This window comes from Blautia sp. HA8986 (genome assembly GCF_056504635.1).
Genome location: NZ_JBWLUQ010000001.1, coordinates 1,419,915 through 1,446,452 on the forward strand (window position 1 = coordinate 1,419,915; position 26,538 = coordinate 1,446,452).

A 26,538-nucleotide genomic window follows, 5' to 3' on the forward strand; every position below is an offset into this window, starting at 1 on the left:
ATGCCACCTAAAGGACATGCAATCCTCTCCGCATCCTCTTCTGACCGCTGGCTCCACTGCCCACCATCAGCAAGGCTCTGCGAAACCTATGAGGATAAAGGCAGCAACTATGCTGCAGAAGGTACCGATGCCCATACAAACTCCGCAAAGCACTCGGTATGGAAGCTACAGATCCTACCGAGAATCTCGACTGGTACAACGCTGAGATGGAGGATTGTGCTACCGGCTATGCCAGCTTCATCATGGAGCTTTTGGATGAGGCCAAGCAGACTTGCTCCGACCCTGTTGTTCTGATTGAACAGCAAGTGGACTTCTCACGCTGGGTAGAACAGGGCTTCGGAACCTCGGATGCTATTCTCATCAGCGATGGAACTATGCACGTGATTGACTACAAACATGGTCTTGGAATCCTCGTATCCGCTGAGAACAATCCGCAGATGAAGTGCTACGCCCTTGGCGCACTGGAACTCTTCGATGACATCTATGACATCGATACGGTCAGCATGACCATCTACCAGCCCAGACGTCAGAACATTTCTACCTACGAAGTCAGCAAGGATGACCTGCATCAATGGGCCGATGAAGTTCTGAAGCCTACCGCAGACCTTGCCTTTGCCGGTGATGGGAACTTCCTGTGTGGTGAATGGTGCGGATTCTGCAAAGCAAAACATGAATGCCGAGCCAGAGCTGAAGCCAATCTTCTACTCGCACAGCACGATTTTAAGTTGCCACCACTATTGGAGGATTCGGAAATTGAAGTCATCCTCTCCCGTGTCGACGAACTGGTCGCTTGGGCAGGTGACATCAAGGAGTATGCACTCCAACAGGCAATCAGCGGTAAAGAATGGACTGGATGGAAGCTGGTCGAGGGTCGCTCCAACCGCAGATATACCAGCGAAGACGCTGTATCGAAGGCTGTCAAAGCTGCCGGTTTTGACCCTTACGAAAAGAAGCTGCTTGGTATCACAGCCATGCAAAAGTTGCTCGGCAAAGCTCGCTTTGAAGATCTTCTTGTAGCCTATATCGAAAAGCCACAAGGCAAACCTACTCTTGTGCCGGAAAGTGATAAACGCCCGGCAATGAACACAGCAAAAAATGATTTTACGGAGGAATATGATAATGAGTAAAAATGCAAAAATGACAAATCCCATGAAGGTTATCACCGGTCCTAACACACGCTGGAGCTACGCTAACGTCTGGGAACCGAAATCCATCAACGGTGGTACTCCGAAGTACAGTGTCAGCCTGATCATCCCAAAATCTGACACCAAGACTGTCGCTAAGATTGAAGCGGCTATCGAAGCAGCCTACCGTGAAGGCGAATCCAAACTCAAGGGCAACGGCAAGTCCGTACCGGCACTTTCCGTACTTAAGACTCCTCTTCGTGACGGAGACCTTGAAAGACCGGATGACCCTGCTTACGCTGGTAGCTACTTTGTAAATGCCAACGCCACTTCTGCTCCGGGCATCGTGGATGCAGACCGCAATCCTATCCTCACTCGTTCTGAGGTTTACTCCGGAATCTACGGTCGTGCCAGCATCAGCTTCTATGCTTTCAACAGCTCTGGTAATAAGGGCATCGCCTGCGGCCTTAACAATCTGCAGAAAATTCGTGATGGCGAGCCTCTTGGTGGTAAGGCATCTGCCGAATCCGACTTCGCAACTGATGACGATGATGATTTTCTTGATTAATGGAGGTGACAAACTATGGAGACAATCATGATTAGTACTATTCTTGTAAACATCTGTATCGGCTGCTTCGCTTGCGTGGGGCTTGCTACTGCGGTCTCTATCATTCAGAGCATCATCAATGACCATAAACGCGAAAAGCGTGAACAGGAAAAGGACAAGCGTGATCTCGAATACCATGAAAAACGTATGAAGGACTTTAAGTAATCTATCAACCTGCTGGCGGTGGTTTTGCTGCCGCCAGCACATCTTTCGACAAAAGGAGACAATCTATGAATGAATTTGCAGAAATCTTAAATCTATTTATTGCTAACGTCATCGCATACACCTTTTTTGTAGCGGTATATGGCTTCATCATTTATAACGTAGGGAAAATCATTCTCTATCTTATCCGCTATGCGGTATGCCACATCCGCCGTGACATCAATAAATACAAATCCAATAAAGATAAACAGTAACACGGCAGGCGGCAGGGATTTCTCTGCTGCCTGTTTTGTAGAAAGGACAATCTCATGAAAACACTCAGTATCGATATTGAGACCTACAGTGATGTGCCTCTTCAGAAAACAGGCGTCTATCGCTATGTGGAGTCTCCCAATTTTGAAATCTTGCTCTTTGCCTATAGCGCAGACAACCAGCCCGTTCAGGTGATTGACCTTGCCTGCGGAGAACAGATTCCAAAAGAAGTCCTTCTTGCCCTGGAAGACGAATCTGTCATTAAGTGGGCGTTCAATGCAGCTTTTGAACGCATCTGTCTTTCTCGTTTCTTAGGGTACCCGACAGGAGAATATCTGGAACCAGAAAGCTGGCGTTGCTCTATGATTTGGGCTGCCACAATGGGACTCCCACTCTCCTTGGAGGGTGTCGGTGCTGTTCTCGGTTTGGAAAAACAAAAGCTCTCAGAAGGAAAAGATCTCATCAAATATTTTTGCCAGCCCTGTGCTCCCACGAAGACCAATGGGCAGCGTACAAGAAATCGCCCCTTCCATGCTCCGGACAAGTGGTCCGTGTTCAAGAAATATACTGTCCGTGATGTGGAGACCGAAATGTGCATCCAGCAGAGGCTTGGTCCTATGTCAAGATTTAGTACAAGTTAAAACGAGAAATTTCTCCCCATTTTAACCTGCCAAAAGCTCCGCCTCAGTGTGCGTTCTTTTATACACTCGTTCGAATTCGTTTGGCGACATATAGTTGCAATGGGTATGAATTCATTTCGTATTATAGAAAGCTTCCAGATATTCAAAAATCAGCTGGTATGCCTGCTTATAATCGCGGATTTTAAATCGATTGAGCCATTCGCGTTTAATAATAGAATGGAAGGATTCAATGCATGCATTATCCCATGGAAATGCTTTCTTCGAATAACTGCGTTGCATATTTTCGGTTGCTTTTTTATATTCCTTTGCAACATACTGGCTCCCACGATCTGAGTGGATGATTAATGGTTGATCGATATTTCGACGAGCTTTGGCTTTGTTTATAGTATCAATCACGCAGGATACTTCCAGTGTTTCTGAAAGCGTCCAGGCTATGATTTTTCTGGAAAATAAATCCATAATACTGGTCAGATAGACGAATCCGTCTATTGTCCAGATGTAGGTGATATCCGAACACCAGACGGCATTCGGACGGTCAGAATTAAAATGTTCATCAAGGATATTTTGTAATTCGGTGCTGAAATCAGAATCTTTTGTGGTGATTGTCCATGGCTTGTTCCACTGAGCACGGATCCCCATTTGGCGCATATATGTACCAACGGTTCTTTCCGAAATGACTTCACCGGTTTTTCGCAGTTCTACAGTGATTTTTGGCGCACCGTAGTTCTGTTTGGAATCATCATAAATATCCTGGATTTTTGCTTTCACAGCTTCACGGCGTTTTTCTGTATCAGAAGGTACATGTTGGAACCATGCAAGATATCCTGAGCGAGAGACACCTAAAAATTTCAACATTCCGGAGACGGAAACCCGGCGTCCAACCTTTTGGCAGCTTTCGTCTTCTCAGACACTTCGAGATAAATGACTTCCGTCATTTTCCCAGAATGTTGATTGCTTTTTTAATACATCAAGTGCATCTTGGGCATCACTCAATTCACGTCTGAGTCGGGCAATTTCTTTCTACTCATCAAATGCGTAATTACCAGAACCACGAACAGGAATATCACCTGATTCCCGGAAGTCTTTCAGCCACTTTGTTAATGTGCTGTATCCGATGCCAAGATTTTCTGCACATCCACGTACTCCGAGATCTTTGTGATCCTGATAGTACTGGACTGCATCAAGTTTAAATTATTTGTCATGTTGCTTTGCCATATGAGATCCTCCTTCAGCATGTCTCTATTGTACCATACTTATGTGTATTTGGAATTTCTCATTTTGGCTTGTACTATTTATATTCTAGCATCAAACATTCACAGAAAGGATTGATGATTAGATGGGCCATACACCATTTGGCTATCGGATTGAAAACGGCATCGCAATTATAGACGAACCTGCTGCCACAAAACTCCGACAGCTTTATCAAAATTATCTGAGTGGCATGTCATTATCAAAGGCAGCTGCTGAAGCTAGGATACCAACCTATCACGGAACAGCGAAGCGATTGATGGGAACTGTCCATTATCTTGGCGACAGTTTCTACCCTGCCATCATTGATAAGGAAACCTACCAGAAAGCACAAGAAGAACGTAAACGCCGAGCCACAAAACTCGGACGAAATAATAAGCAAACACAGATGAAGAAAATACAGATACCAATCGTAAGCAGGAAGAAGAAAAACCAAAGCTCCGAGTCGCAACGTACTGTCGTGTCAGTACCGACAGCGATGAGCAGGCTACCAGCTACGAAGCTCAGGTAGAACACTATACAGAATATATTCAAAAAAATCCTTGCCGGTATTTATGCCGATGACGGTATCTCCGGCACTAACACAAAAAAAACGTGAAGAATTTAATCACATGATTGATGACTGTAAGGCTGGTAACATTGATATGATTATTACCAAATCCATCAGCCGATTTGCCAGAAACACACTGGATTGTCTAAAATACATCAGACAGCTTAAAGACATGAACATTCCTGTTCTGTTTGAAAAAGAGTCCATCAACACGATGGATGCCAAGGGCGAAGTTCTTATTACTATCATGGCATCTCTGGCTCAGCAGGAATCGCAATCCTTAAGCCAGAATGTTAAGTTGGGCTTGCAATACCGCTACCAGCAAGGCAAGGTACAAATCAATCACAATCGTTTTCTTGGCTATACGAAGGATACGGAAGGCAACCTCATCATCGATCCAGAGCAGGCAGAAATCGTAAAGCGCATTTATCGAGAATATTTAGAAGGGCTCAGCATGGATAAGATTGCCGCCGGACTGGAACGTGACGGTATTCTTACCGGTGCCGGAGGAAAAAAGTGGCACACAAGCACCATCAACAAGATTCTCCGAAACGAGAAATACATCGGCGATGCCCTGCTCCAGAAAACCTACACAACAGACTTTCTGAACAAAACCAGAGTCAAGAACAACGGTCTCGTCCCGCAATACTATGTAGAAGGCAACCACGAAGCCATTATTCCGAAAGACATCTACTTACAAGTTCAAGAAGAACTGGTCCGCAGGCGAGTGGTCAAAACCAGTACCAACGGCAAGAAACGTAGCTATAGCTGCAATCACTGCTTCTCGCAAATTGTCATCTGCGGTGAATGCGGTGAAATGTTTCGAAGGCTCCACTGGAACAATCGTGGAGTTAAATCTATCGTCTGGCGCTGCATCAGCAGGCTGGAATCTACCGGATTGAAATGCCACGCCAGAACCATTAACGAGCTGGTCCTTCAGGATGCTGTCATCAAGGCAATCAACCAGATGCTTGGAGACAAAAGTAGCTATCAAGCACAGCTACAGCTCAACATTGCCTCAGTCATCCGAGCTTCGCAGGCAACCTCCGTTGAAAACATTGACGAAAAACTGATGACCCTGCAACAAGAACTGATCTAGAAAGCCCAGAGCAAAGAAGCCTATGACGAGATTGCCAATGAAATATTCAGGCTTAGAGAACTCCGCCAGCAGACCACCCACCTCACCGAATTTGACGAATCACTAGTACGCTGCTGGATCAAACAGATAACCATCTGGGATGACCACATCACTGTCGAATTGAAATCTGGCGTTAGTATCGATGTTGATATATAAGTCTATAAACGTACAAAGGCTCCTCACCACTGGAACTAATCCGGCGATGGGGAGTCTGTTTTAATTTTTCCAACTTATTACTTTTTCGGCGCCCTTTTCTAGAATGGCGGAGTAATTTTCATTTTCCATCATTATCCTCTTGAGACTATTTTCCATTTCATCATCAACTATAAATTCTTCGTTAGATAAATTAGGTAATCCTTCCTTAATAATCTTCTGAAGAACCATGTCATTTAATTCAGGTTCCTCACTGATTCCAATGAGATAAACCACATAAAACAATACGGTTGCTTTCTTATTGCTCGTATCAGGATTTAATCTAATAGTTTCATGATCGCTATAAAAATTTTCATTTACAAATCTTTTTATTGATTTTTTTTGCAGCGTTGAAGCTTGTGTGATATTTTTCAATTGTCTAAGAAAAATCCTATTAATTATATCATTTGGTTTAATTGTATCAGTATTAACCTTCGAAAGATATTGAGTGATATTAAACCACAGTGGATAAATCCCAACATTTTTCATTGACGCCATAATTTTGGGAATCATTATACTTACACCATTAAAGACACCAGCACTTACAAACTTGTCCTGAGCAAACATTCCATAAAACCTTTCTTGCGCTTCCTCCGTTGATCGATGAACAATTTCCTTCCTTGAAGAATCTGTTCTCAACTCCGTATACAAATAGTTATTCACACATATACTTGGTTTTTGTTTCGCTACTACAACTCTATACATGAGCAATCCAAAAAGTGAGATAATGACATCTATTTCTCCGTCTTCTTTTTCAAAAGCAAATAATATATGACTTCCTAAATTTCCAAGTTGGTCTACCATTTTATAAATTTCTTCTTCTTGAATAATACTAACAGGATTTGTGCCATTACCAGTTGTAATAAAGTCAATTATGTCACTAAACTCTGGACAATAACCAGAGACATCATTTTTGGCACAATACCATTCAAAAGCAATTTTTGAAAGCATTCTATACATCGATATATCAAAAAAAATCTCATTATTGATACTGACCTTCTTTTGTATTTCTATTGTGTTAATATCTAATGATTGAACTTTGCTCTCGTCTTTTGCAATTTTAACGGCTCTGTCATAAGAGCTAATCATATGCTTGTTATCTGATGATTTTATTACTCTTCCATTAAATATTTCATTATCCCCGTGAAGTTTTAAATTATAATCTATTCCCTCAATGTTTACTACAGCATCATATGCCGCATATTTTTTTCCTTTGCTCGATTTAATGTCAAGTTCATTTGTGATAAACCCTAAAGCATCGATAACTCTGCTTTCAAACATATCGCTGAACTTATTGTTATGTTCTATTCGACAAACATTTCTATTTAATACACGCGCGTTAGTAAGCGCATCAGGGATAATATCCGACTCTGATAAATCATGGTCTTGACCACAATATATACATCTGCGTGTCATCTCTACCGCTCCTTCTATATCATCTATTCCACTGCCAAGTCTGCCTCTTAGTATCGAGTGGCTTAAACTGCGGTCGGCTCTGACAACAATTCCAGTGCCACAACCTATGACATCTAATCCACAGCCTAAACCCTACCGCATTTTTTCGACCATCCACTTTTTCTCCGGTCAGGCTTAAAAGTAGATATGTTTCCATACAAGAAAACCGAGCTTTCCGCAAGTCTTCTCTGATGATTATAACCTTACAAAAAGCCCGGAAATACGCCACTTTTCAGCCTTTATTTATCTCTTCTTGACAGCAAACAGACTGTCTCCACATGTGTGCTCTGCGGAAACATATCAGTAGTAGATACCCGTTTCAACTCATACTCCTCTGCACAAAGTATCTTCAGATCCCTGGCCAATGTCGCACTGTCGCAGCTTACATATACAACTCTCTCCGGTTTCATCTTAAGTATCGTATTCAACAGTGCTTCATCACAGCCCTTTCGCGGCGGATCTACCACGATAACATCTGCGTAGATACCGTTCTTGTCATATTCTCTCGGCAATACTTCTTCTGCCTTTCCAACAAAAAATTCCACATTCTCAATTCCGTTGATCTTCGCATTTTCTCTTGCGTTGTCAATGGCCTGTGGAACGATCTCCACACCGCGGACAAATTTTGCTCTCTGTGCCAGAAACAGAGAGATGGTTCCAATTCCGCAGTACAAATCCCAGACAGTTTCATTTCCGGTAAGGCCTGCATATTCCAGAGCTTTTCCATACAGTTTTTCGGTCTGGATAGGATTGACCTGGAAAAAGGACAGCGGAGAAATCTGATATGATACATTTCCAATACTGTCCGTTATATAGGACTGTCCCCAGAGAAGGCGAAGCTGGTTTCCCAGAATCACATTATTACGTTTCTTATTTACATTAATAGTAATACTGGTCATTCCCGGAATTTCACAAAGAGACTCCACCAGAGCTTTTTCCGCAGGAAGCTTATCTCCATTGAGAATCAGGCAGACCATGATCTGATCTGTATGGAATCCATAGCGAATCATAATGTGACGCACAAGGCCTTTGCCAGTGGTCTCATCATAAGGCTGAATATGATACTTTTCCATATGTCCAATTACACAGTCCAAAACATCTTTATTCTGTTTTACACCCAAGATACAATCCCGGTTCTCAATAATAGAATGCGTTCTTCCTGCGTAAAAACCGGTAATGATCTTTCCGTCTTTATTTTTTCCTACGGGGAACTGAGCTTTGTTGCGGTAATGGTATGGTTCTTCCATTCCCATGATCGGTTCCATTTCAAGATCTTTAAAACCTCCGATCCGCTCCAGATGACCGCGAACCTTTTTCTCCTTAAATTTCAGCTGTTCTTCATAAGACAGTGCCTGGATCTGGCAGCCGCCACATTGACGTGCTATGGAGCAGGCTGGTTTCACACGGTATGGGGACGGTGTGATCACCTCCATCAGACGGCCATAGCCGTAGTTCTTTTTTGCCTTGATGATCTTAGCTTTGATCCTGTCACCGATCACGGCATCTTTCACAAAAACGGTGAAGCCATCGGCTTTCCCGATACCTTCACCGTCAACTCCGCAATCTTCTATATCCAGGGTTAATATATCATTTTTACGGAATTCCATTAATTAAATATCTCCTGTTCTTCTTAAATTGGACTCAAAAAAACGGTTGTAGCCAAGCCATTCTTTTTTTCCTTTGTCTGCATGGAAGATCTCTGTCAGCGTCTCCATTCTTGCATCTGTATTATCTGCAAGATTCAAAGCAACTGCCTCTGCAAGTGCAGGTTTTTTCGGAGATCCGTACTCCAGCTCACCATGATGGGCAAGGATACAATGGATCACCTGATTCTCAATCTTCTCCGGAAAATCCGGAATTTCTTTTACCAGGTCGTGTACCATCTGTGCTCCAATCATAATATGTCCCAGAAGCTGTCCCTCATCTGTATAATCATTCATCGGAAAAGCAGAAAGCTCCCTGGTTTTGCCAACATCGTGAAGAAGTGCTGTTGTGATCAGAAGATCTCTGTTCAGCAGAGGATACGCATTCGCCATGTAGTCGCAGAGACGTGTCACTCCAAGGGTATGCTCCATCAGTCCACCGATAAATCCGTGATGTACAGTTTTCGCTGCTGAATGTCCCTCAAACACTTTCATAAATTCCTTATCTTCTACAAAAAGCTTCTTCAGAAGCTGGGAAAGATATGGATTCTTCACACTGTCGATCAATGCATGAAGCTGGCTCTGCATATCGTCCACGCTGTTCTCGCTGACCGGAAGATAGTCTGCCGGGTCGTATTCGCCCTCTCCTGCCTTGCGGGCTCTCTTGATATTCAGCTGCATGGCACCTGCAAAGCTTGTCACATCTCCCATGATCTCAATATAATCCAGCGCATCAAAATCATCAATTCCCAGGGAATTCGGATCCCAGATCTTACCGTCGATCACACCTGTTTTATCCTGAAGGATCAGATTCTCATAGGGCTTGCCGTTCTTGGTGGTAGCCGGCTGTTTCTGTTTGCAGAGATAGATCCCGTTTACTCTGTCTCCCTCATGTAACTCATTTAAAAAACGCATAAAATCTTTGCCTTTCTATTCACACTTTATTTTTTTACACTATTCAGAGCAGCTATCCTTTACGCTCATAGCCTTACTCCAAAACACACTTTTTAACCATAAGCCGGTAATTCCTTCCGGTTCGCTCCGCAAGTCATATCATGCTTCCGGCGCATTTTGGCTTTATTTAGTATCATAACACATTTTACTTTCCTTTGCTACGGAAATCATGTAAAATAGGAAACGAAGTGTTTTTTTGTATACCCTGTATCACACAGAAAAACACGGAATCAACAGAAGTAACAAAAAGGAGTAACAATAGCAACAATGAACAAAAAAGCATACAAAGCACTTGAATACTATAAAATCATAGATCTGCTCACAGACAAGGCCTCTTCCCCAATGGGAAAAGATCTCTGCAGGAAGCTTACCCCTTCCACGGATATCGAAGAGATCCGTTCCATGCAGCTGCAGACTCACGATGCACTTGCCCGCCTCTTCAAAAAAGGCAGCATTTCCTTTGGCAGTGTCAAAGATATCCGCGGCACCCTGAAGCGTCTTACTGTAGGCAGTTCCTTAAATGCGCCGGAACTTCTCTCTGTGTGCAGCCTTCTGGAAAATACCGGCCGTGTAAAAGCTTATTCCAGAAGCGACCGCGATGACGGAATGACCGATTCCCTTGACGGCATGTTCTCAGCCCTGGAACCATTGACACCGCTTAGCACGGAGATCCGACGCTGTATCCTTTCCGAGGATGAGATCAGTGACGATGCCAGCAGCACTCTCCGTCAGATCCGCCGCAGCATCAAGATCACCAACGACCGCATCCATTCCCAGCTTTCCTCTCTGGTTGCAGGAAGCGCAAGGAATTATCTTCAGGATTCTGTTATCACCATGCGAGATGGTCGCTACTGTATCCCGGTAAAAGCTGAGTACAAAGGCCAGGTTCCAGGTATGATACACGATCAGTCAGCAACAGGTTCCACTCTTTTCATTGAACCCATGGCCGTTGTCAAACTGAACAATGACATCCGTGAACTAGAGCTGAAAGAACAGAAAGAAATCGAAGTGATCCTTGCAGACTTAAGCCAGAAGGTAGCCGCAGAACTGGAAGCAATCCATGCAGACCTTTCCATCATGGTCCAGCTGGACTTTATTTTTGCCAGAGCTGCTCTTGCCATGGATATGAATGCCAGCGAACCCATCTTTAATACCGAAGGACGCATCCGTCTCCGTCAGGCCCGCCACCCGCTTATTGACAAAAAGAAAGCCGTTCCCATTGACATTCGCCTTGGAGATGAATTTGACCTCCTTGTTGTCACAGGACCGAACACCGGCGGTAAAACTGTCTCCCTGAAAACCGTGGGTCTTCTCACTCTCATGGGTCAGGCAGGTCTTCATATCCCGGCACTGGACCGCTCCGAACTTGCACTTTTCCGCGAGGTTTACGCAGATATCGGTGATGAACAGAGCATCGAGCAGTCATTAAGCACCTTTTCCTCACATATGACAAACGTAGTCTCCTTCCTCAAGTCCGCAGATCAGGACTCCCTTGTCCTCTTTGATGAGCTTGGCGCAGGAACAGACCCGACAGAAGGTGCAGCACTGGCCATTGCAATTCTTTCCCATCTTCATGAACAGGGAATACGCACCATGGCCACCACCCATTACAGCGAACTGAAAATTTACGCGCTTTCCACTCCAGGCGTAGAAAATGCCTGCTGCGAATTTGATGTAGAAACTTTACGTCCAACCTACCGCCTTCTCATCGGTGTCCCTGGAAAAAGTAATGCTTTCGCCATTTCTTCTAAACTGGGACTTCCTGATTTTATCATTGATAAGGCAAAAGAGCAGATCAGTGAGCAGGATGAATCCTTCGAGGATGTTCTGACTTCTCTGGAGCAGAGCCGTGTCACCATTGAAAATGAGCGCGCAGAGATCGCCCGCTATAAAGAACAGGTAGCTGAACTTAAGAAATCCCTCCAGGAAAAAGAAGAAAAACTGGATGAACGCAAAGAACGCATCCTCCGTGAAGCCAACGAACAGGCACACGCGATTCTCCGCGATACCAAAGAATACGCAGATCAGACCATGAAGCTTTTTCATAAATTCCAGAAAGATCACGTGGATACAGCCTCTGTGGAAAAAGAACGACAGAACTTGAAGAAGCGTATGTCAAAAGCAGAAAAAGGCATGTCTTCCAAACAGCAGAAACAGAAACCGACGAAGCAGCTGAAGCCATCCGATCTTTCTCTTGGAGATACTGTAAAAGTCTTAAGCCTGAATCTCAAGGGAACAGTTTCCAGCCATCCGGATTCCAAAGGATATCTCTTTGTACAGATGGGCATCATCCGTTCCAAAGTACATATCTCTGACCTGGAGCTTGTGGATGAACCTGTGATCACCACCCCGTCCATGCAGCGTACAGGCGCAGGAAAAATCCGCATGTCAAAAGCAGCCAGCATTTCCACTGAGATCAATCTCCTGGGAAAAACCGTTGACGAAGCTGTTGCAGAACTGGACAAATATCTGGATGACGCTTACATTGCACATATGAAATCCGTCCGCATTGTACACGGTAAAGGTACCGGCGCGCTCAGAAAAGGGGTCCACAATTACCTGAAACGTCAGAAACACGTAGCTTCCTTCCGTCTCGGTGAATTCGGAGAAGGCGATGCCGGTGTAACCATCGTAGAATTCAAGAAATAAAAAAGGAGCTGAAACTATGGCTACAAAACAGAAAATCCTCATTGTTGACGATGACAATAATATTGCAGAGCTGGTAGCTCTCTACCTTACAAAAGAATGCTTTGAGACTAAAATCGTAAATGACGGCGAGGAAGCCCTGAAGCAGTTCCATATTTTTCACCCGGATCTGATCCTTCTGGATCTGATGCTTCCGGGAATCGACGGATATCAGGTATGTCGTGAGATCCGCCATACCTCCGATGTACCGATCATCATGCTCTCCGCAAAAGGCGAAACTTTTGACAAAGTTCTCGGCCTTGAGCTTGGAGCTGACGACTACATTATCAAACCATTTGATTCCAAGGAACTGGTGGCACGTGTCCGCGCAGTGCTCCGCAGATTCCATGTGAAATCTCCATCTTCTGCTCCGAAAGAAAAATGTGTTTCCTACCCGGATCTGGTGATCAACCTCACCAATTATTCAGTAACATATATGGGACACCAGATAGATATGCCTCCAAAAGAGCTGGAACTTCTTTATTTCCTGGCTTCTTCTCCGAATCAGGTTTTTACAAGGGAGCAGCTTCTGGATCATATCTGGGGATATGAATACATCGGCGACACCCGCACCGTAGACGTACATATCAAACGTCTCCGCGAAAAGATCAAGGATAATCCAAACTGGTCACTTTCCACAGTCTGGGGCATCGGCTACAAATTCGAGGTAAAGGCCTGATGAAACAGCATCTTTACCGCAAATTGCTGATACTCTATTTTGCCATCGGAGGAATCTGCTTTCTGCTGCTTTCCTCCGGAGGATCTTACCTTGTAGAAAAAAAGCTGGAAAAAACTACCGGTGCTTCTCTTTACCGCACAGCCAGCCATATCGCATCCCAGGAGGAGATCCGGCAGGCTGTAAAAAATCCGGACAATGATCAGATTTCCCTGGCTCTGAATTCTGCAGCTGCTTTTCAGAATGCAGACTTCTGGATCATGGATACAGATGGAACTGTTCTTATCAATACCAGTAAGAATACTTCTGATTCCGGTGAGATTACTGTTAAAAATTTCCGGCCTTCCGATTACGAAGATACCGATTATTCTTCCGGTACCTTTTATGGGGCATTTAAAGAAACGCATTTAAGCACTGTTGTCCCTGTCAAAGATACAGATCAGATCATCGGATATCTTGCAATCCATTATCCAATGAAAAACCTCTACGAAAGCCGCAGCAATATCGTAGAGGTCATGATCGTAATCTTTATTGTTATTTATGCACTGTTTTTCAGCTTCCTGCTGGTCTATTTCTTCCGGGTACATAAACCTTTAAAGGAAATCCTGAAAGGTGCGCTGGAATTTGCCAACGGAAATCTTTCCTATACGATCCCTGTAGATTCTGAAGATGAGATGGGATATCTCTCCCACTCCCTCAACTACATGGCAGACAAGCTGAACAAAAACGGCGAGTACCAGAGACAGTTTATCTCTAATGTGTCCCACGATTTCCGTTCTCCGCTGACCTCCATCAAAGGTTACGTGGAAGCCATGCTGGACGGCACTATCCCGCCGGAAATGCAGGAGCGGTATCTTAAAGTTATCGCTTTTGAATCCACCCGCCTGGAGAAACTTACCAGAAGTCTTCTTACCTTAAATGAACTGGATGTGAAAAAGCGAATGATGCACATGCGCCGCTTTGATATTAATGAAACCATTCGCACCACTGCTGCATCTTTTGAAGGCACCTGCTCAGAACGGAATATCCGGCTGGAACTTCTCCTTGCAGGAAAAGAACTTTTTGTCCGTGCGGATATGGAGCAGATCCAGCAGGTACTGTACAATTTACTGGACAACGCCGTAAAATTCAGCAATGATAATTCATCTATCACACTGGAAACCACTGTCAACCACGGAAAAGTTTTTGTCTCTGTAAAAGACCACGGAACCGGAATCCCCAAAGAGAGTCTTTCCAAAATATGGGACCGCTTTTACAAAATCGATGCCTCCCGCGGAAAAGACCGCAAAGGAACCGGCCTTGGACTTGCAATTGTAAAAGAGATCATCAATGCACATAAGCAGAACATTAATGTGATCAGTACAGTAGGTGTTGGAACTGAATTTATCTTTACACTTGAAAAGGCCAAATAAGCAGAAAACCTCTGATTCAAATAACTGTAAAATATACTTTTTTACATTTTTACAGTTCATTCGAAACAGAGGTTTTTTGTTTCCCTGCACTCTATTATTTCTATAAGATTCTCACAAGTCCGCTTTATCTACTTCCATTCATAATTCCGAAGATGACCTTCCAGATTCATATGTGCAAAATTATGCTGACGCAATGCCTCGTAAAGCACAATAGCAACAGAATTACTTAAGTTCAATGATCGGATATCCCCGATCATCGGAATTCTCACGCAGGTTTCCTGATTATTCACCAGAATATCCTCCGGGATACCTGCACTTTCTTTTCCAAACATAATAAAGCAGTCATCCTCATACTGCACATCTGTATAAGTCTGGGGAGCTTTGGTTGTTGCGTAATAAATCTTCGCTCCCGGATTCTTTTTAAGAAAATCCTCATAATCCAGATATCTTGTCACATCCAGATGCTCCCAGTAATCCATACCTGCACGCTTGATAGCCTTCTCATTGAGCCGGAATCCAAGCGGCTCGATCAGGTGTAGCCTGGTTCCTGTTGCCACACAGGTTCTTCCGATATTTCCTGTATTCGCCGGGATCTCCGGCTCATGGAGTACAATGTTTAAAACTCCCATTTATTTTCCTCTTTTCTGCATAACATTATTTCCCGGCCGTTCCAGATATCTTGCATTTCCGCCACTGTAAAGAAGCCTGTCATTTCCGGAATTCGTCTGTCCGATCACAGCGGCCATGATTCCTTCTCTTCTAAGCTCCTGCACAAAAGCATCTCCACCCTGGATTCCCAGAAGCACGCTTCCTCCTGACAGAAGCTTATAAGGATTCACATCAAAGATCTCACAGATTTCTATTGTCTCCTGCCGGATCGGCACACTGCGAAGGTCCACTTCAAGTCCCACACCGGAAGCCTCTGCCATCTTCCAGAGAGCAGCCAGAAAACCGCCCTCACCCATGAGATATCTGGCACTGGCTCCTGCTTTCGCTGCCATTTCCCAGACTTTATTGTTCTCTTCTTTCATTCCTGTGCCGTAAACGTCCGAAAGTCTTCTGGCATCCTCCAGAAACCGTTCTGCAAAAACTTCTCTCAGCCTCTCATAATTGTTCTCTGTTATCCATGCAGTTCCTTCTGCTGCCACAGGCCCTGCCACGATCAGCTCATCGCCGGGATTAAGCTGCCCGTCAATTTCCGCCTGCAAAGCCTCGAGGACTTTTTTCCCAAGTTTCATAAACTACCATCCTTAGTAAATAATCAGTGAAAGCACAGTCGGAACTACCATTGCAAGTACCAGAATAACTGCGATGATCGCTGTGATCACTTTTCTTTTTTTTGGATCAAACATTCCCATAATTTTTATTCACCTCGTCTGTGATATCTGTTAATCTCGCGTTGTTTGTCAGTGGATCTCTGTCTGTATAATCAAAAAGCGTGATCTTTCCATCCCGGAACACTTCGATGTGTGCTGTTTTCGGAATCTTCTTCTCTTTACGGTAAGTCCAGATTGTACGCTCGTATGGCTTCTGATCTGATGCAAAAGATGGTCTGCTCTTCAGATTCTCCCTGAGATAAAGATCCAGAAGCATAACATCCGAAAGCTTCTCCAGTGGGATTTCTCCATGTTCTCCGGCAAATTCCATAAGGATCTCATAACGTCTCATCCTGGAATGAGATATCTCGGAATATCCCCTCTTCTCATAAAATCTGCCAAGTGCCTCATACATCCGGAACGGGTCTTCGAAATACCCTTCCAGAAATACAAGAGTATTTTTGAACTGACCACTATTATAATACACTTCCACCATACTTTCCACCATTTTCAGTCTTAAAATCTCGCCGTAAGTAAGCCACGCTGTAGAAAGCACCTCATATGGCTCCCTGTCTTTATAAAGAATTTTGTACTCTTCCGTCATCTCCATCATATGAGAACCCTTAAGTACTTTCAGGAAGCCAAGCTGAAACTGTTCCGGATGCAGAGCATATACATCGCAGAAAGATTTATGAAAACTCTCATATCCCTCATAAGGAAGCCCTGCAATAAGATCCAGGTGCTGATGAATATTGCCAAAACTGTGAATCTGATCTACGATCCCTTTCAGCTTCTGAAAATCCATAGTCCTGCGAATGGCCCTGATCGTCTGCGGATTGGTAGACTGCACCCCGATTTCCAGCTGGATCAGTCCCGGACGCATGGTTTTCATCAGTGCAAGTTCCTCTTCCCGCAAAAGATCTGCTGAGATCTCAAAATGGAAATTGGTGACTCCATTATCATGTTCTGTGATATAACGCCAGATCGTCATTGCATGATCATGCTTGCAGTTAAATGTACGATCTACAAATTTCACCTGCGGGACCTTATTATCAATAAAAAACTGCAGCTCTTTTTTTACAAGTTCAATATCACGGAATCGAAGTTTCTTATCAATAGACGAAAGACAGTAACTGCAGGAAAAGGGGCAGCCTCTGCTGCTTTCATAATAAATGATCCTGTTTTTGAACTCTTTAAGATCCTGATATGCAAAAGGAACTTTGCTGAGATCCATCAGTTCTCTCCATCCTGTGTGTACGATATCCGGGACTTTGTCCTCATTTCGGAAAGCCACTCCTCTGATTTCTTTCAGATTTTCCGGTTTTCCTTCTATATAATGGCCTGCCAGTTCCTGAAAAGTCTCTTCGCCTTCTCCGACCATTACACCAGAAAAAGCAGGATTGCTTCTCAAAAACTTCTCCGCGTCATAAGACACCTCCGGACCTCCTGCCCAGAAATCTGCATCCGGGAGGATCTTCTTCAGATCCGGAACCAGTTCTTTTACAAAAGACACATTCCAGATATAGCAGGAAAAGCAAATGACATCCGGCTGTTCCAGATAGATATCTTTCAGGATCTCATCCCTGATCTGATTGATCGTATACTCCTTGATCACAACCTGCGGACTGTATTTACCAGCACAGGATTTTAAGTTGTACACCGCCAGATTGGAATGGATATATTTCGCATTGCATGCTGCAAGTAATATCTTCAAATTTATGTTCTCCTCGTCTCTGCTGAAACATGCATCTGTCAAGCAGACAAGATCATCTGCATTCGGTTAAAATGGGCATGTTAAGCTTTTTTTCATTTTTACACTCTGATAGATTATACCGTTCCTGTTTCCATATGTAAATAGTTATGCCTCACGTTACTATTGCGTTTCCTACCAAATCAGAGTAAAATCACAGTAATTGCCAACACCTCAATTCAGCATGGTACGCAGCTGAAAATATCATTTCATAAGGAGAGTGCTATTTAATGGACAGAAACAGTTGTCTGAATTATTTTCAGGCTTTTCCTTTCTGGGAACATATGACTGCTGAAGATCAGAATTTTCTTCTTGATAATATCCGGGAACTTCATTATCCTGCCGGTGCTGCCGTGCAGTCTGAGGAACGCCAGTGCCTGGGAACGCTTTTTCTCCTGAAGGGAGTTCTCCGTGTATATCTGCTTTCCGCTCAGGGAAAAGAGGCCACTCTGTACCGTTTAAGGGACAATGATATCTGTACTCTTTCTGCTTCCTGCATGCTTTCTGCCATTACTTTTGATGTTCAGATCGATGCAGAGACAGACTGTGACCTACTGCTCCTCCCAGCTGTACCTTTTTCCAGATTGATGAAAAATAATATCTATCTGGAAAATTTCATCTACAAACTGACAACCGAACATTTTTCTGATGTGATATCCGGAATTGAACGAACTTTTTTTCTTACACTTCCTCAGCGCATTGCCGCATTTCTTCTGGATGAAGCTGCTGACACCGGATCTGATGAACTCAGTCTCACCCAGGAAGCAATTGCCCGGTCTATTGGAAGTGCAAGAGAGGCTGTCAGCCGCAGCCTGAAAAAAATGAACAAAGACGGCTCCATCCAGATCTCGCGGGGATCGATCCGCATTCTGGATAAGAGCCGTCTCTATAAAATGATGAATACGTATTGATTTTTTACTGAAGTGCTTCCTCAAGTGTTGCCTTTGGTGTCAGTCCCACATAACGTGCTGTCTCTTTGCCACCTTTAAATACCAGCAGTGTAGGAATACTCATAATCTTATACTGCTGTGCAAGAGCCGGTTCTTTATCCACATCTACTTTGCCAACCTCATAACCTGCTTCTGCAAGTTCTTCCACGATCGGGGCCTGACGTCTGCATGGTCCACACCATGTTGCCCAGAAATCTACCAGTACTGATTTCTCTGCATTTAATACCTCTGTTTCAAAATTGTCTGTTGTAAAAACTTTTGCCATGATATAATCCTCCTTATGCTCTGTGTGAAATCTTTTACAGATTTCTGCTGTTTTTTATTTATCAGTCTTTGCAGTTTTTTGTGAACTATACTATTTCTCACGCTTCTGTCTTCAGAAGCTTCCGCACATACTGACAGGCTGAAATCCCTGCCTGCGCACCATCATGTACAGCCTTGGCTACCTGAAGAAGTCCTCCTGTACAGTCTCCTGCTGCATACAGTCCCGGAACTGTTGTCTCCATCTCCTCATTCACACGGATGTTTCCCTTTTCGTTAAGCTCTGCTCCGATCTGACGGGCCATCTCTGAACTTCCTGCAGTCCCAAGTGCCACAAAAACACCTTCTGCTGGTTCGAATGACGAAACTTCCTCTCCAGCTTCCTGCAGGCTCACATCACCTTTCAGGCGGATTCCGGAAACACGCTCATCTCCTTCGATTGCCTGGATCTTCATAGTATTGACATCAATGGAATTCTCCCTTGAAAATTCCGGTTTCTTTCCATCTGTAAAGATCGTTACATGAGATGCTGTATGGGAAAGCTCTTCTGCTTCATGAAGAGCGAAATCACTGTTTCCCAGAACTGCCACTTCCTTATCGCGGTAAAAGAACGCATCGCATACTGCGCAGTAGCTGACGCCTTTTCCCTCAAATTCTTTTACACCTGGGATCTTTGCGGACGCTCTCTTGCTTCCTGTTGCAAGGATCACGCTACGAGCTTCAAAATCTCCTTCTGTTGTCTTCACTTCAAAAGTATCAAAACCACCCATTCCAACAACCTGGGCATCCAGGATACGAACGCCAAGCGCTCTGGCCTGGTCAAGACCTCTCTCAAAAAGGTCTTTTCCGGAAAGTGGTTTCTCCAGTCCGTAATAATTCTCGATCTTCTCTGCTTTTTCCAGAGAGCCGATTCCTGTATTTATGATCAATGGGTCCATGTTGCCTCTTGCTGCATAGAGAGCTGCTGAGATTCCTGCCGGACCTGCACCTACAATAATGATATTTTCCAATTCAGACACCTGCTTTCTTCTGCTTCGTTATGATCTGCTTTATAATATACGCTCTGCATCTGCCTGTTTCTGTGATCAAGTCACTTTTTCTCATATGGATCATTATATCACATCTTTGAAAAAAATATCTATTTTGTTTTATACCCCACCTTCAAAATGCCCTGAAATCTTGCACCCACCATTCTTCTATGCTATTATTATAACAGTTTTGCGTATGCAGGATCATTACATTATGAATTCACTGTATTTCACTGTATTTTAAATAAATAACCAAAAAGGGAGATCTACTTATATGAGAAGTTTTGAATATTTTACCCCCACAAAAGTTATCTTTGGAAAAGATACTCATCTTCAGATCGGCACACTTTTAAAAGACCAGCACTGTAAAAAAGTACTGATCCACTACGGTGGACACAGTGCTGTAAAATCTGGTCTGATCGATGAGATCAGATCAGTTCTGGATGAATCAGGCATTTCTTACGTCACCCTGGGCGGTGTCGTTCCCAATCCACGTCTCTCCAAGGTAAGAGAAGGCATTGAGCTTTGCCAAAAAGAAAACGTTGATTTTCTTCTTGCAGTAGGCGGTGGCAGCGTTATTGACTCCTGTAAAGCTATCGGCTATGGACTGGCTAACCCGGATACTGATGTGTGGAATTTTTTTCTCCGCACAGAAACACCGAAAGCCTGTCTGCCAGTAGGTGTCATTCTTACCATCGCAGCTTCCGGAAGTGAGATGAGCAATTCCTGCGTCATCACGAATGAAGAAGGCTGGCTGAAGCGAAGCACTGCACGCAATGATCTGTGCAGACCGCGTTTTGCCATTTTGAATCCGCGCCTTACATATACACTTCCTCAGTATCAGACTGAAAGCGGCTGTGTGGATATTCTGATGCACACCATGGAACGGTATTTCGTAAATATTGAGACAATGGAGATCACCGACAGTATCAGCGAATCTCTCATGCAGACAGTGATCTATAATGCCCGCATCCTGATGAAGGAGCCGGATAATTACACTGCAAGAGCTGAAATTATGTGGGCCGGGAGCCTTTCCCACAATGGACTTACCGGTTGCGGAACAGGTGGCGGTGATTGGGCCTGCCATCAGCTGGAGCATGAACTTGGAGGAGCTTACGATGTAGCACACGGTGCCGGACTTGCTGCACTGTGGGGAAGCTGGGCTCGTTATGTTTATGATGCAAATCCGGAACGTTTTGCACAGTTTGCTACGAATGTATTCGAGATTCCGTGCAGTCTTGATTTCAGTAAAACTGCTCTTGCAGGTATTGAGGCAATGGAAGATTTCTTCCGTTCTATCAATATGCCGACCAGCCTGCATGAACTTGGTCTTGACCTTACAGAAAAAGGAATCCACGATCTGGCATTCAAATGCAGCTTTGAAGATACCCGTACCATCGGCATATTCAGGCAGTTAAATATGAAAGATATGGAAAAGATCTATCTGGCTGCCAGATAACTGATCTCCTGTTTTCCAGATCAGATAGATATTGGCAACCTGCAGGGAGCTTCCCTTATTCAATTAACTATTGCAGATGTTTTTTGAAAAATCCGATTTTTATAAAAACATCTGCATTTTTATTTTTTCCTTGCAATTTGTACATAAATGTGTTAAAGTAACAAAGTACTCGAAAGAGAAATGCCCAGATAGCTCAGTTGGTAGAGCAGAGGACTGAAAATCCTCGTGTCGCTGGTTCGATTCCGGCTCTGGGCATTATTTTTTTATCCGTAAAAAGGATTTCCATGTGCAAGATCCTTTTCCAATTACAAAAACTCTGGCAGCAGATGGATATGTATGTATCTTCTGCTGCCAGAGTTTTTATTTTCGGCCCTCTTTTTTCTTTTACTGAAGCAGATAAACTTCTGTATAAAATACGCCTTTCTGCTCTGCTTCTGAATGTGTTGCAACATAAACATCAATACAGTTGGTCCGGATCGCACCACCGCAATCCTCCGCAACATACACCTGTCCGTTGATAACTACTTTAGAACCATATGGGATCTGACTTGGATCTACAGCTATCGTCCGGTTGGTCGTAGCTGTCACACCTGTAGATGTTATTCCGTCAGACCACGGTCCGCAGCAAATACTGCACGGACAGTAATGGGTGATCCTGAAGGTTCCCAGCGGCTTCAATGTTGCATCGGAGGCAGCTGATACCGGTGTTCCGATCTGCACACCGCTGGCCGTTGTACCTGAACCACCTGTGGAAGTTACCCCATCCACTGCATCTGCAAAAATCCCCTCACCGGAGCTCTTGGTAAGAGAACCTGCCTTGGTTTTCTTCTCCTGCTCGGCCTTAGCCACTTCAGTCTCCTGATACCCTTCCAGGCAGCTGGTTGGAATATAGCCTGTCTGTTCTGTACCATTATCATCTGTGTACACAATACGGCTCCAGATATCATCTACCGTACCTGTTCTTTTCAGTTCATCATCCTCAAGTACTTCACCTACAACTTCGCCGTCTTTTCGTCCAGGATAATCGAAAATGTCACTGTCCGATGCTACTGTGACTGTGTCTGTAAATTTATTTACAGTTTCTGTGTCACTGAGTACGCTGTCCTGAACATAACCGCTGATCTTATCTTCTCCATCTTTCTGGAAAGTAACCTTGCTCCATCCATTGTCACAAACTGCAACCCGCTCCAGTTTTGTTCCAAGAAGCACGGAACGGAGCTCTGTGCCGCTTTCCCCCGGATTGGATCTGATTGCTGTGTTTTTCGCTGTAACATAGAGTGTGTCACTTTTTGCCAAAGCATTTACTGTATTTCCCGCCCCGTCATCAACCTGAAACTGCTGGGCTGTTTTTTTCTCCTGTGTATATGTATTCAGTGTTGCTTCATATCCTGAAATCTCTGCGGATACTGATGCAGGGAACAGCATGTAAGCACACAAAATAACTGCAAGAAGCCTTTTTCGCATATAAAATCCTGCCTCCTTTTCCGGCATTCTGCTGTTTGTCCCGACTATCATAGCATATCGGCTCCTATTTTGCAATTTTACAGAGCTGTCTTCAGAAAGATTTAATAAAAAGATCACATTTCTTAACTGGTCAAATCCGCTCACACCGGGTAGAATATATTTATGAATACAAAAAGACCAAAACCAAAATTAACCAAAAAACAACGCCACCTTCTCCGTGTACGCCAGGTGCGCAGACAGAAATTTTTTCTCTTCTGTATCTTCCTTTTGATCATACTCAGTCTCATTGTATGGTTTGTACACTTCCCGGGAACCAGAGAAAATACTTATCAGATCAATGCTTCCTGTGAATCTTACCGCGAAGAAGTTACTGATATAGCGGCGCAATATGATATGTCGGATTACGTAGATCTGATCCTTGCAGTTATGATGCAGGAAAGCTCCGGACAGGGAACCGATCCCATGCAGTCCTCAGAAGGTGCTTATAATACACAGTATCCACAGGAGCCCAATGGAATCACAAATTCTTCTTATTCTATTACCTGCGGAATCCAGGAACTGAAATATGCCCTTGAAAAAGCCGGTTGTACAGGCCCTTCCGATCTTACCCATATCCGCCTTGCACTTCAGGCCTATAATTTCGGTGCAGATTCCTACTTCTCCTACCTGGAGAAAAATGGGGAAACGGTCTGGACTACAGAAAGTGCCCAGGCTTTTGCACAGATGGCAAGCGGAGGAAGAAAACGTAATGAGGATGATCCCCTCCATGATCCCGCAGGTCCATGGGATTACGGTGATCAGTACTATCCGGATCATGTACTGCGGTATTATCCCATTGCTGATGAATCATAGAATATTTTATGAAAAAACTTTACCATCTGCTTCATGATGTCCTGCCGAAACGACAACAACAAGTTTTGTATAAATTTTTCAAAAAAATCCAAAAAAATATTTGACATATACAAAAATCTATGATATCATACGTCTTGTCGATGAGGAAAACACTTCATCTTCAAGACATATGCGATAGTGGCGTAGTTGGTAACGCGCGACCTTGCCAAGGTCGAGACCGCGGGTTCGAGCCCCGTCTATCGCTCTTGAGAACTCTGAGAGAATTCAGAGTTCTTTTTTTATGCCATATAATCAAACATTCACTACTTTTACGATACTCTTACTTCAGACAATATTCCCCTTAATTATCCAACTTCTCTTTATCCACTTGAAGGTTACTTAATTCAGTTATAAAAAATCCCGGATTCAGAACTTTACACTTTCCAAATCCGGGATATTTTTAACGTATTTTCTGTTACAGAAATCGAATATCTGTTGCTGTTCACTCTATGACCAGCTACATTTTTTTCTTTCTATGAGCTTTCCCTATATCTTAGTGATGGAACAGTCTGATTCCAGTAAATGCCATAACCATTCCATACTTATTGCAGGTATCAATAACAGCATCATCACGGACAGATCCGCCTGGCTCTGCAATATATTTCACTCCACTCTTATGCGCACGCTCAATGTTATCACTGAACGGGAAGAAGGCATCAGATCCAAGAGTTACATCTGTAAGTCCATCCAGCCATGCTCTCTTCTCTTCCTTTGTAAATACTTCCGGCTTCTCTGTGAAAGTTTTATCCCATGCACCGTCAGCCAGAACATCCATATACTCCTCACCGATATAAACATCAATGGCATTGTCTCTCTCTGCACGTGTGATCGTATCTTTAAATGGAAGATTCAGAACCTTCGGGCACTGGCGGAGGTACCAGTTATCTGCTTTCTGACCGGCAAGACGTGTACAGTGAACACGGGACTGCTGTCCTGCACCAACACCGATCGCCTGTCCGTCTTTTACAAAGCATACAGAATTGGACTGTGTATATTTCAGAACGATCAGGGAAACTTTAAGGTCTCTTTTAGCTTCCTCGGTAAGTTCTTTATTCTCCGTAACAATATTGGAGATCAGCTCATCATCAATAGCAAGTTCCTGACGGCCCTGCTCAAAAGTAACACCAAATACCTGTTTGTGTTCCAGCGGTTCCGGAACATAATTCTCATCAATCTGGATCACATTGTAGTTGCCCTTTTTCTTCTGTTTCAGGATCTCAAGCGCTTCCTCTGTATATCCCGGTGCAATAACTCCGTCAGAAACCTCTCTCTTGATCAGCATTGCTGTATCCTTGTCACATACATCAGAAAGGGAAATAAAATCACCGAAGGATGACATACGGTCTGCACCTCTCGCTCTTGCATAAGCACATGCAAGCGGTGAAAAATTCTTCCAGTCCATATCATCTACCCAGTAAATCTTGGCCAGTGTCTCATTCAGTGGAAGTCCGATGGACGCACCTGCAGGAGATACATGCTTGAAAGAAGTTGCTGCAGGAAGTCCGGTTGCTTTCTTAAGATCACGCACAAGCTGCCAGCCATTAAAAGCATCCAGGAAATTGATGTATCCAGGTCTTCCGGAAAGTACCTGGATAGGAAGTTCACTTCCGTCTGCCATGTAAATCTTAGATGGTTTCTGATTCGGGTTGCATCCATATTTTAACTGTAATTCTTTCATGAAAAAAATCCTCCGTTCTGTGTGATACTGATAATTTCATCGCAGCTGTATACTCAGCTTGTTATTTATTCTTATTCACGATCCTTGACTCATATTTTCCGGTTTCAATGTCAATGAAACGAACAAAGAGAGAAACTTTATTATCCTGATTCAGGCTCTCCCAGAGAAGGTTTGTAAAGTCATCAATATCATTCGGGATTTCTACAGGCTTCGGCTCTCCCTCAAAACTCGGAAGTGGATTTCCATCGCATTTATAAGTATGGATAAAACGTCCCTGTCCTGCAGCTGCATTCTCATAGGCGAATGTATAACGAAGACAGGAATCCGGATTACCGTTATTGCTCTTTAAAATAGACATTGCATAGTTGAATCTGCCATTCTCTACGTGCAGAACACCGGAAATACGAGGTGTATAGTTCGGTGCGTCTGGCTCAAATTCTCTGGTTCGGAGGGACTGCTCAAAAGTAAGCTGTCTGTCCATTCCCTCATAAATGGTATCTGTCTGGTCGCCGTTTGTTACGATCGTCTTGTTTCCAAGGACACGTACCGGTGCGTAGATGATAAGGCTCGGGTCTGTAAGCTTGGACGGATCAAATGCCTGTGTGCGGATTCCCTCTCCATCCTCAACAAAAATACGATTTCTGCTGTTCTCGCTTCTTCCCATGATAAAATATGCAGTAACAGCATGCTTTCCGTCTGCGGAACGTCCGATCACGATTCCTCTTCCTGGGTAGGAATTTTCTTTCAGTTCTTTTTCAAGTGAAAATGTAGTCATTTTTCACAGTCCTCCTTATCTAATATACGGCCCGGGGATCATTCCAGGTATCAGCAGGTAACAAAAAACCGCCTGGACACCCCATTAACAGGCTGCCCAGGCGGTCGGCTTCTTAAATACACTGCACTCCCTGTAGGTAATCCTACTCTCCGCCAGTCATGCAGCTTCTGTTGTTATACTACAATACTTCTTCTGAATTTTCAAGTCCTAATTTTCTGAAATTGTTT

Annotated in this window: 22 protein-coding genes, 2 tRNA genes, 4 pseudogenes and 1 riboswitch; of the genes and pseudogenes, 15 read left to right on the forward strand and 13 right to left on the reverse strand. The window is 43.8% G+C overall.

Annotation, left to right across the window (positions count from 1 at the left end):
* From AC04Q4_RS06640 to AC04Q4_RS06660, 5 genes and pseudogenes are all read left to right on the forward strand, one after another.
* A pseudogene (locus AC04Q4_RS06640) lies at nt 1-1,127 on the forward strand (DUF2800 domain-containing protein).
* Nucleotides 1,120-1,692: a DUF2815 family protein gene (locus AC04Q4_RS06645; RefSeq protein WP_195456470.1), complete on the forward strand. Its 573-nt coding sequence runs from the start codon at nt 1,120-1,122 to the stop codon at nt 1,690-1,692. Before AC04Q4_RS06640 ends, AC04Q4_RS06645 begins: the two are co-directional and overlap by 8 nt.
* Nucleotides 1,693-1,719: 27 nt before the next feature.
* The gene (locus AC04Q4_RS06650) at nt 1,720-1,896 is read left to right on the forward strand and encodes a hypothetical protein (protein ID WP_476388749.1); all 177 of its coding nucleotides are present in this window, start codon (nt 1,720-1,722) and stop codon (nt 1,894-1,896) included.
* Between the two features lie 65 nt (nt 1,897-1,961).
* Nucleotides 1,962-2,147 carry a hypothetical protein gene (locus AC04Q4_RS06655; protein ID WP_195456438.1) on the forward strand — a complete coding sequence of 62 codons (186 nt, stop codon included), beginning with the start codon at nt 1,962-1,964 and terminating at the stop codon, nt 2,145-2,147.
* A 54-nt stretch (nt 2,148-2,201) separates the two neighbouring features.
* Nucleotides 2,202-2,756, forward strand: a pseudogene (locus AC04Q4_RS06660) (hypothetical protein); the annotation flags it as partial.
* 141 nt (nt 2,757-2,897) lie between these two features.
* Here the strand turns inward: AC04Q4_RS06660 and AC04Q4_RS06665 are convergent.
* Both AC04Q4_RS06665 and AC04Q4_RS06670 read right to left on the reverse strand, forming a co-directional pair.
* Nucleotides 2,898-3,659: pseudogene (locus tag AC04Q4_RS06665) on the reverse strand (IS3 family transposase); the annotation flags it as partial.
* A 147-nt stretch (nt 3,660-3,806) separates the two neighbouring features.
* Nucleotides 3,807-3,965: pseudogene (locus AC04Q4_RS06670) on the reverse strand (transposase); the annotation flags it as partial.
* Between the two features lie 157 nt (nt 3,966-4,122).
* On the opposite strand from AC04Q4_RS06670, the gene AC04Q4_RS06675 reads away from it, so the two are divergent.
* Nucleotides 4,123-4,545, forward strand: coding sequence for a recombinase family protein (locus tag AC04Q4_RS06675; RefSeq protein ID WP_243251540.1), 423 nt, complete (start codon nt 4,123-4,125; stop codon nt 4,543-4,545).
* A 43-nt stretch (nt 4,546-4,588) separates the two neighbouring features.
* On the forward strand, nt 4,589-5,683 hold the full coding sequence (locus AC04Q4_RS06680) for a recombinase family protein (RefSeq protein ID WP_476388750.1): 1,095 nt from the start codon (nt 4,589-4,591) through the stop codon (nt 5,681-5,683).
* Between the two features lie 255 nt (nt 5,684-5,938).
* Here the strand turns inward: AC04Q4_RS06680 and AC04Q4_RS06685 are convergent, their stop codons facing one another.
* The 3 genes from AC04Q4_RS06685 to AC04Q4_RS06695 form a co-directional block, all read right to left on the reverse strand.
* Nucleotides 5,939-7,330 (reverse strand): hypothetical protein, encoded by a 1,392-nt coding sequence (locus AC04Q4_RS06685; RefSeq protein ID WP_195456439.1) that lies wholly within the window; start codon nt 7,328-7,330, stop codon nt 5,939-5,941.
* Between the two features lie 278 nt (nt 7,331-7,608).
* Nucleotides 7,609-8,976: a 23S rRNA (uracil(1939)-C(5))-methyltransferase RlmD gene (gene rlmD, locus AC04Q4_RS06690; protein WP_476388751.1), complete on the reverse strand. Its 1,368-nt coding sequence runs from the start codon at nt 8,974-8,976 to the stop codon at nt 7,609-7,611.
* Nucleotides 8,977-8,979: 3 nt separating this feature from the next.
* Entirely contained in the window at nt 8,980-9,927 is a 948-nt protein-coding gene (locus tag AC04Q4_RS06695; RefSeq protein WP_173738491.1) for a 3'-5' exoribonuclease YhaM family protein, read from the reverse strand.
* 306 nt (nt 9,928-10,233) lie between these two features.
* Here AC04Q4_RS06695 and AC04Q4_RS06700 point away from each other — a divergent pair, with 306 nt between their 5' ends.
* Genes AC04Q4_RS06700 through AC04Q4_RS06710 form a run of 3 tightly spaced genes read left to right on the forward strand, consistent with a single transcriptional unit; the run spans nt 10,234 to nt 14,739 of the window.
* Nucleotides 10,234-12,615, forward strand: a complete 2,382-nt coding sequence (locus AC04Q4_RS06700) for an endonuclease MutS2 (RefSeq protein WP_476388752.1) — start codon at nt 10,234-10,236, stop codon at nt 12,613-12,615.
* A 16-nt stretch (nt 12,616-12,631) separates the two neighbouring features.
* Entirely contained in the window at nt 12,632-13,330 is a 699-nt protein-coding gene (locus AC04Q4_RS06705) for a response regulator transcription factor (RefSeq protein WP_119239529.1), read from the forward strand.
* Complete coding sequence (locus AC04Q4_RS06710) at nt 13,330-14,739, forward strand: ATP-binding protein (RefSeq protein WP_476388753.1); 1,410 nt, start codon at nt 13,330-13,332, stop codon at nt 14,737-14,739. Before AC04Q4_RS06705 ends, AC04Q4_RS06710 begins: the two co-directional genes overlap by 1 nt.
* 128 nt (nt 14,740-14,867) lie before the next feature.
* Here the strand turns inward: AC04Q4_RS06710 and trmL are convergent, their stop codons facing one another.
* The 3 genes from trmL to AC04Q4_RS06725 all read right to left on the reverse strand — a co-directional run bounded on the left by trmL (nt 14,868) and on the right by AC04Q4_RS06725 (nt 17,769).
* Nucleotides 14,868-15,368: a tRNA (uridine(34)/cytosine(34)/5-carboxymethylaminomethyluridine(34)-2'-O)-methyltransferase TrmL gene (gene trmL / locus AC04Q4_RS06715; RefSeq protein ID WP_226844339.1), complete on the reverse strand. Its 501-nt coding sequence runs from the start codon at nt 15,366-15,368 to the stop codon at nt 14,868-14,870.
* Nucleotides 15,369-15,977, reverse strand: coding sequence for an AIR synthase-related protein (locus AC04Q4_RS06720; RefSeq protein WP_476388754.1), 609 nt, complete (start codon nt 15,975-15,977; stop codon nt 15,369-15,371).
* Between the two features lie 106 nt (nt 15,978-16,083).
* Nucleotides 16,084-17,769: a DUF4080 domain-containing protein gene (locus AC04Q4_RS06725; RefSeq protein ID WP_476388755.1), complete on the reverse strand. Its 1,686-nt coding sequence runs from the start codon at nt 17,767-17,769 to the stop codon at nt 16,084-16,086.
* 266 nt (nt 17,770-18,035) lie between these two features.
* Here AC04Q4_RS06725 and AC04Q4_RS06730 point away from each other — a divergent pair, with 266 nt between their 5' ends.
* Nucleotides 18,036-18,716 (forward strand): helix-turn-helix domain-containing protein, encoded by a 681-nt coding sequence (locus AC04Q4_RS06730; protein WP_476388756.1) that lies wholly within the window; start codon nt 18,036-18,038, stop codon nt 18,714-18,716.
* A 4-nt stretch (nt 18,717-18,720) separates the two neighbouring features.
* Here the strand turns inward: AC04Q4_RS06730 and trxA are convergent, their stop codons facing one another.
* Nucleotides 18,721-19,020: a thioredoxin gene (gene trxA / locus AC04Q4_RS06735; protein WP_173756127.1), complete on the reverse strand. Its 300-nt coding sequence runs from the start codon at nt 19,018-19,020 to the stop codon at nt 18,721-18,723.
* A 97-nt stretch (nt 19,021-19,117) separates the two neighbouring features.
* Complete coding sequence (locus AC04Q4_RS06740) at nt 19,118-20,035, reverse strand: NAD(P)/FAD-dependent oxidoreductase (RefSeq protein WP_334297640.1); 918 nt, start codon at nt 20,033-20,035, stop codon at nt 19,118-19,120.
* 283 nt (nt 20,036-20,318) lie between these two features.
* On the opposite strand from AC04Q4_RS06740, the gene AC04Q4_RS06745 reads away from it, so the two are divergent.
* Nucleotides 20,319-21,503 (forward strand): iron-containing alcohol dehydrogenase, encoded by a 1,185-nt coding sequence (locus AC04Q4_RS06745; RefSeq protein ID WP_476388757.1) that lies wholly within the window; start codon nt 20,319-20,321, stop codon nt 21,501-21,503.
* A gap of 182 nt (nt 21,504-21,685) precedes the next feature.
* Nucleotides 21,686-21,758, forward strand: a tRNA-Phe gene (locus AC04Q4_RS06750).
* A 129-nt stretch (nt 21,759-21,887) separates the two neighbouring features.
* Here AC04Q4_RS06750 and AC04Q4_RS06755 read toward each other — a convergent pair.
* Nucleotides 21,888-23,018 carry a 3D domain-containing protein gene (locus AC04Q4_RS06755; protein WP_476388758.1) on the reverse strand — a complete coding sequence of 377 codons (1,131 nt, stop codon included), beginning with the start codon at nt 23,016-23,018 and terminating at the stop codon, nt 21,888-21,890.
* A gap of 111 nt (nt 23,019-23,129) precedes the next feature.
* On the opposite strand from AC04Q4_RS06755, the gene AC04Q4_RS06760 reads away from it, so the two are divergent.
* Both AC04Q4_RS06760 and AC04Q4_RS06765 read left to right on the forward strand, forming a co-directional pair.
* Nucleotides 23,130-23,819 carry a lysozyme family protein gene (locus AC04Q4_RS06760; protein ID WP_178774048.1) on the forward strand — a complete coding sequence of 230 codons (690 nt, stop codon included), beginning with the start codon at nt 23,130-23,132 and terminating at the stop codon, nt 23,817-23,819.
* 171 nt (nt 23,820-23,990) lie between these two features.
* Nucleotides 23,991-24,063 (forward strand) — tRNA-Gly (locus AC04Q4_RS06765).
* Nucleotides 24,064-24,351: 288 nt separating this feature from the next.
* On the opposite strand, the gene AC04Q4_RS06770 is transcribed toward AC04Q4_RS06765, so the two are convergent.
* Together AC04Q4_RS06770 and AC04Q4_RS06775 are read right to left on the reverse strand one after the other, a co-directional pair.
* A complete protein-coding gene (locus AC04Q4_RS06770) occupies nt 24,352-25,536 on the reverse strand; it encodes a phosphoribosylaminoimidazolecarboxamide formyltransferase (RefSeq protein WP_195456448.1) in 1,185 nt (394 codons plus the stop codon).
* Nucleotides 25,537-25,597: 61 nt separating this feature from the next.
* Nucleotides 25,598-26,311 (reverse strand): IMP cyclohydrolase, encoded by a 714-nt coding sequence (locus tag AC04Q4_RS06775; RefSeq protein ID WP_119239540.1) that lies wholly within the window; start codon nt 26,309-26,311, stop codon nt 25,598-25,600.
* A gap of 87 nt (nt 26,312-26,398) precedes the next feature.
* A riboswitch (ZMP/ZTP riboswitch) is annotated at nt 26,399-26,481 on the reverse strand.
* Between the last annotated feature and the right edge of the window lie 57 nt (nt 26,482-26,538).

What these genes read in the sequence shown, in the direction of transcription:
- AC04Q4_RS06645 (WP_195456470.1), top strand. Translation starts at nt 1,120, where the DNA reads ATGAGTAAAAATGCAAAAATGACAAATCCCATGAAGGTTATCACCGGT.
- AC04Q4_RS06650 (WP_476388749.1), top strand. Translation starts at nt 1,720, where the DNA reads ATGATTAGTACTATTCTTGTAAACATCTGTATCGGCTGCTTCGCTTGC.
- AC04Q4_RS06655 (WP_195456438.1), top strand. Translation starts at nt 1,962, where the DNA reads ATGAATGAATTTGCAGAAATCTTAAATCTATTTATTGCTAACGTCATC.
- AC04Q4_RS06675 (WP_243251540.1), top strand. Translation starts at nt 4,123, where the DNA reads ATGGGCCATACACCATTTGGCTATCGGATTGAAAACGGCATCGCAATT.
- AC04Q4_RS06680 (WP_476388750.1), top strand. Translation starts at nt 4,589, where the DNA reads ATGCCGATGACGGTATCTCCGGCACTAACACAAAAAAAACGTGAAGAA.
- AC04Q4_RS06685 (WP_195456439.1), bottom strand. Translation starts at nt 7,330, where the DNA reads ATGACACGCAGATGTATATATTGTGGTCAAGACCATGATTTATCAGAG.
- rlmD (WP_476388751.1), bottom strand. Translation starts at nt 8,976, where the DNA reads ATGGAATTCCGTAAAAATGATATATTAACCCTGGATATAGAAGATTGC.
- AC04Q4_RS06695 (WP_173738491.1), bottom strand. Translation starts at nt 9,927, where the DNA reads ATGCGTTTTTTAAATGAGTTACATGAGGGAGACAGAGTAAACGGGATC.
- AC04Q4_RS06700 (WP_476388752.1), top strand. Translation starts at nt 10,234, where the DNA reads ATGAACAAAAAAGCATACAAAGCACTTGAATACTATAAAATCATAGAT.
- AC04Q4_RS06705 (WP_119239529.1), top strand. Translation starts at nt 12,632, where the DNA reads ATGGCTACAAAACAGAAAATCCTCATTGTTGACGATGACAATAATATT.
- AC04Q4_RS06710 (WP_476388753.1), top strand. Translation starts at nt 13,330, where the DNA reads ATGAAACAGCATCTTTACCGCAAATTGCTGATACTCTATTTTGCCATC.
- trmL (WP_226844339.1), bottom strand. Translation starts at nt 15,368, where the DNA reads ATGGGAGTTTTAAACATTGTACTCCATGAGCCGGAGATCCCGGCGAAT.
- AC04Q4_RS06720 (WP_476388754.1), bottom strand. Translation starts at nt 15,977, where the DNA reads ATGAAACTTGGGAAAAAAGTCCTCGAGGCTTTGCAGGCGGAAATTGAC.
- AC04Q4_RS06730 (WP_476388756.1), top strand. Translation starts at nt 18,036, where the DNA reads ATGGACAGAAACAGTTGTCTGAATTATTTTCAGGCTTTTCCTTTCTGG.
- trxA (WP_173756127.1), bottom strand. Translation starts at nt 19,020, where the DNA reads ATGGCAAAAGTTTTTACAACAGACAATTTTGAAACAGAGGTATTAAAT.
- AC04Q4_RS06745 (WP_476388757.1), top strand. Translation starts at nt 20,319, where the DNA reads ATGAGAAGTTTTGAATATTTTACCCCCACAAAAGTTATCTTTGGAAAA.
- AC04Q4_RS06755 (WP_476388758.1), bottom strand. Translation starts at nt 23,018, where the DNA reads ATGATAGTCGGGACAAACAGCAGAATGCCGGAAAAGGAGGCAGGATTT.
- AC04Q4_RS06760 (WP_178774048.1), top strand. Translation starts at nt 23,130, where the DNA reads ATGAATACAAAAAGACCAAAACCAAAATTAACCAAAAAACAACGCCAC.
- AC04Q4_RS06770 (WP_195456448.1), bottom strand. Translation starts at nt 25,536, where the DNA reads ATGAAAGAATTACAGTTAAAATATGGATGCAACCCGAATCAGAAACCA.
- AC04Q4_RS06775 (WP_119239540.1), bottom strand. Translation starts at nt 26,311, where the DNA reads ATGACTACATTTTCACTTGAAAAAGAACTGAAAGAAAATTCCTACCCA.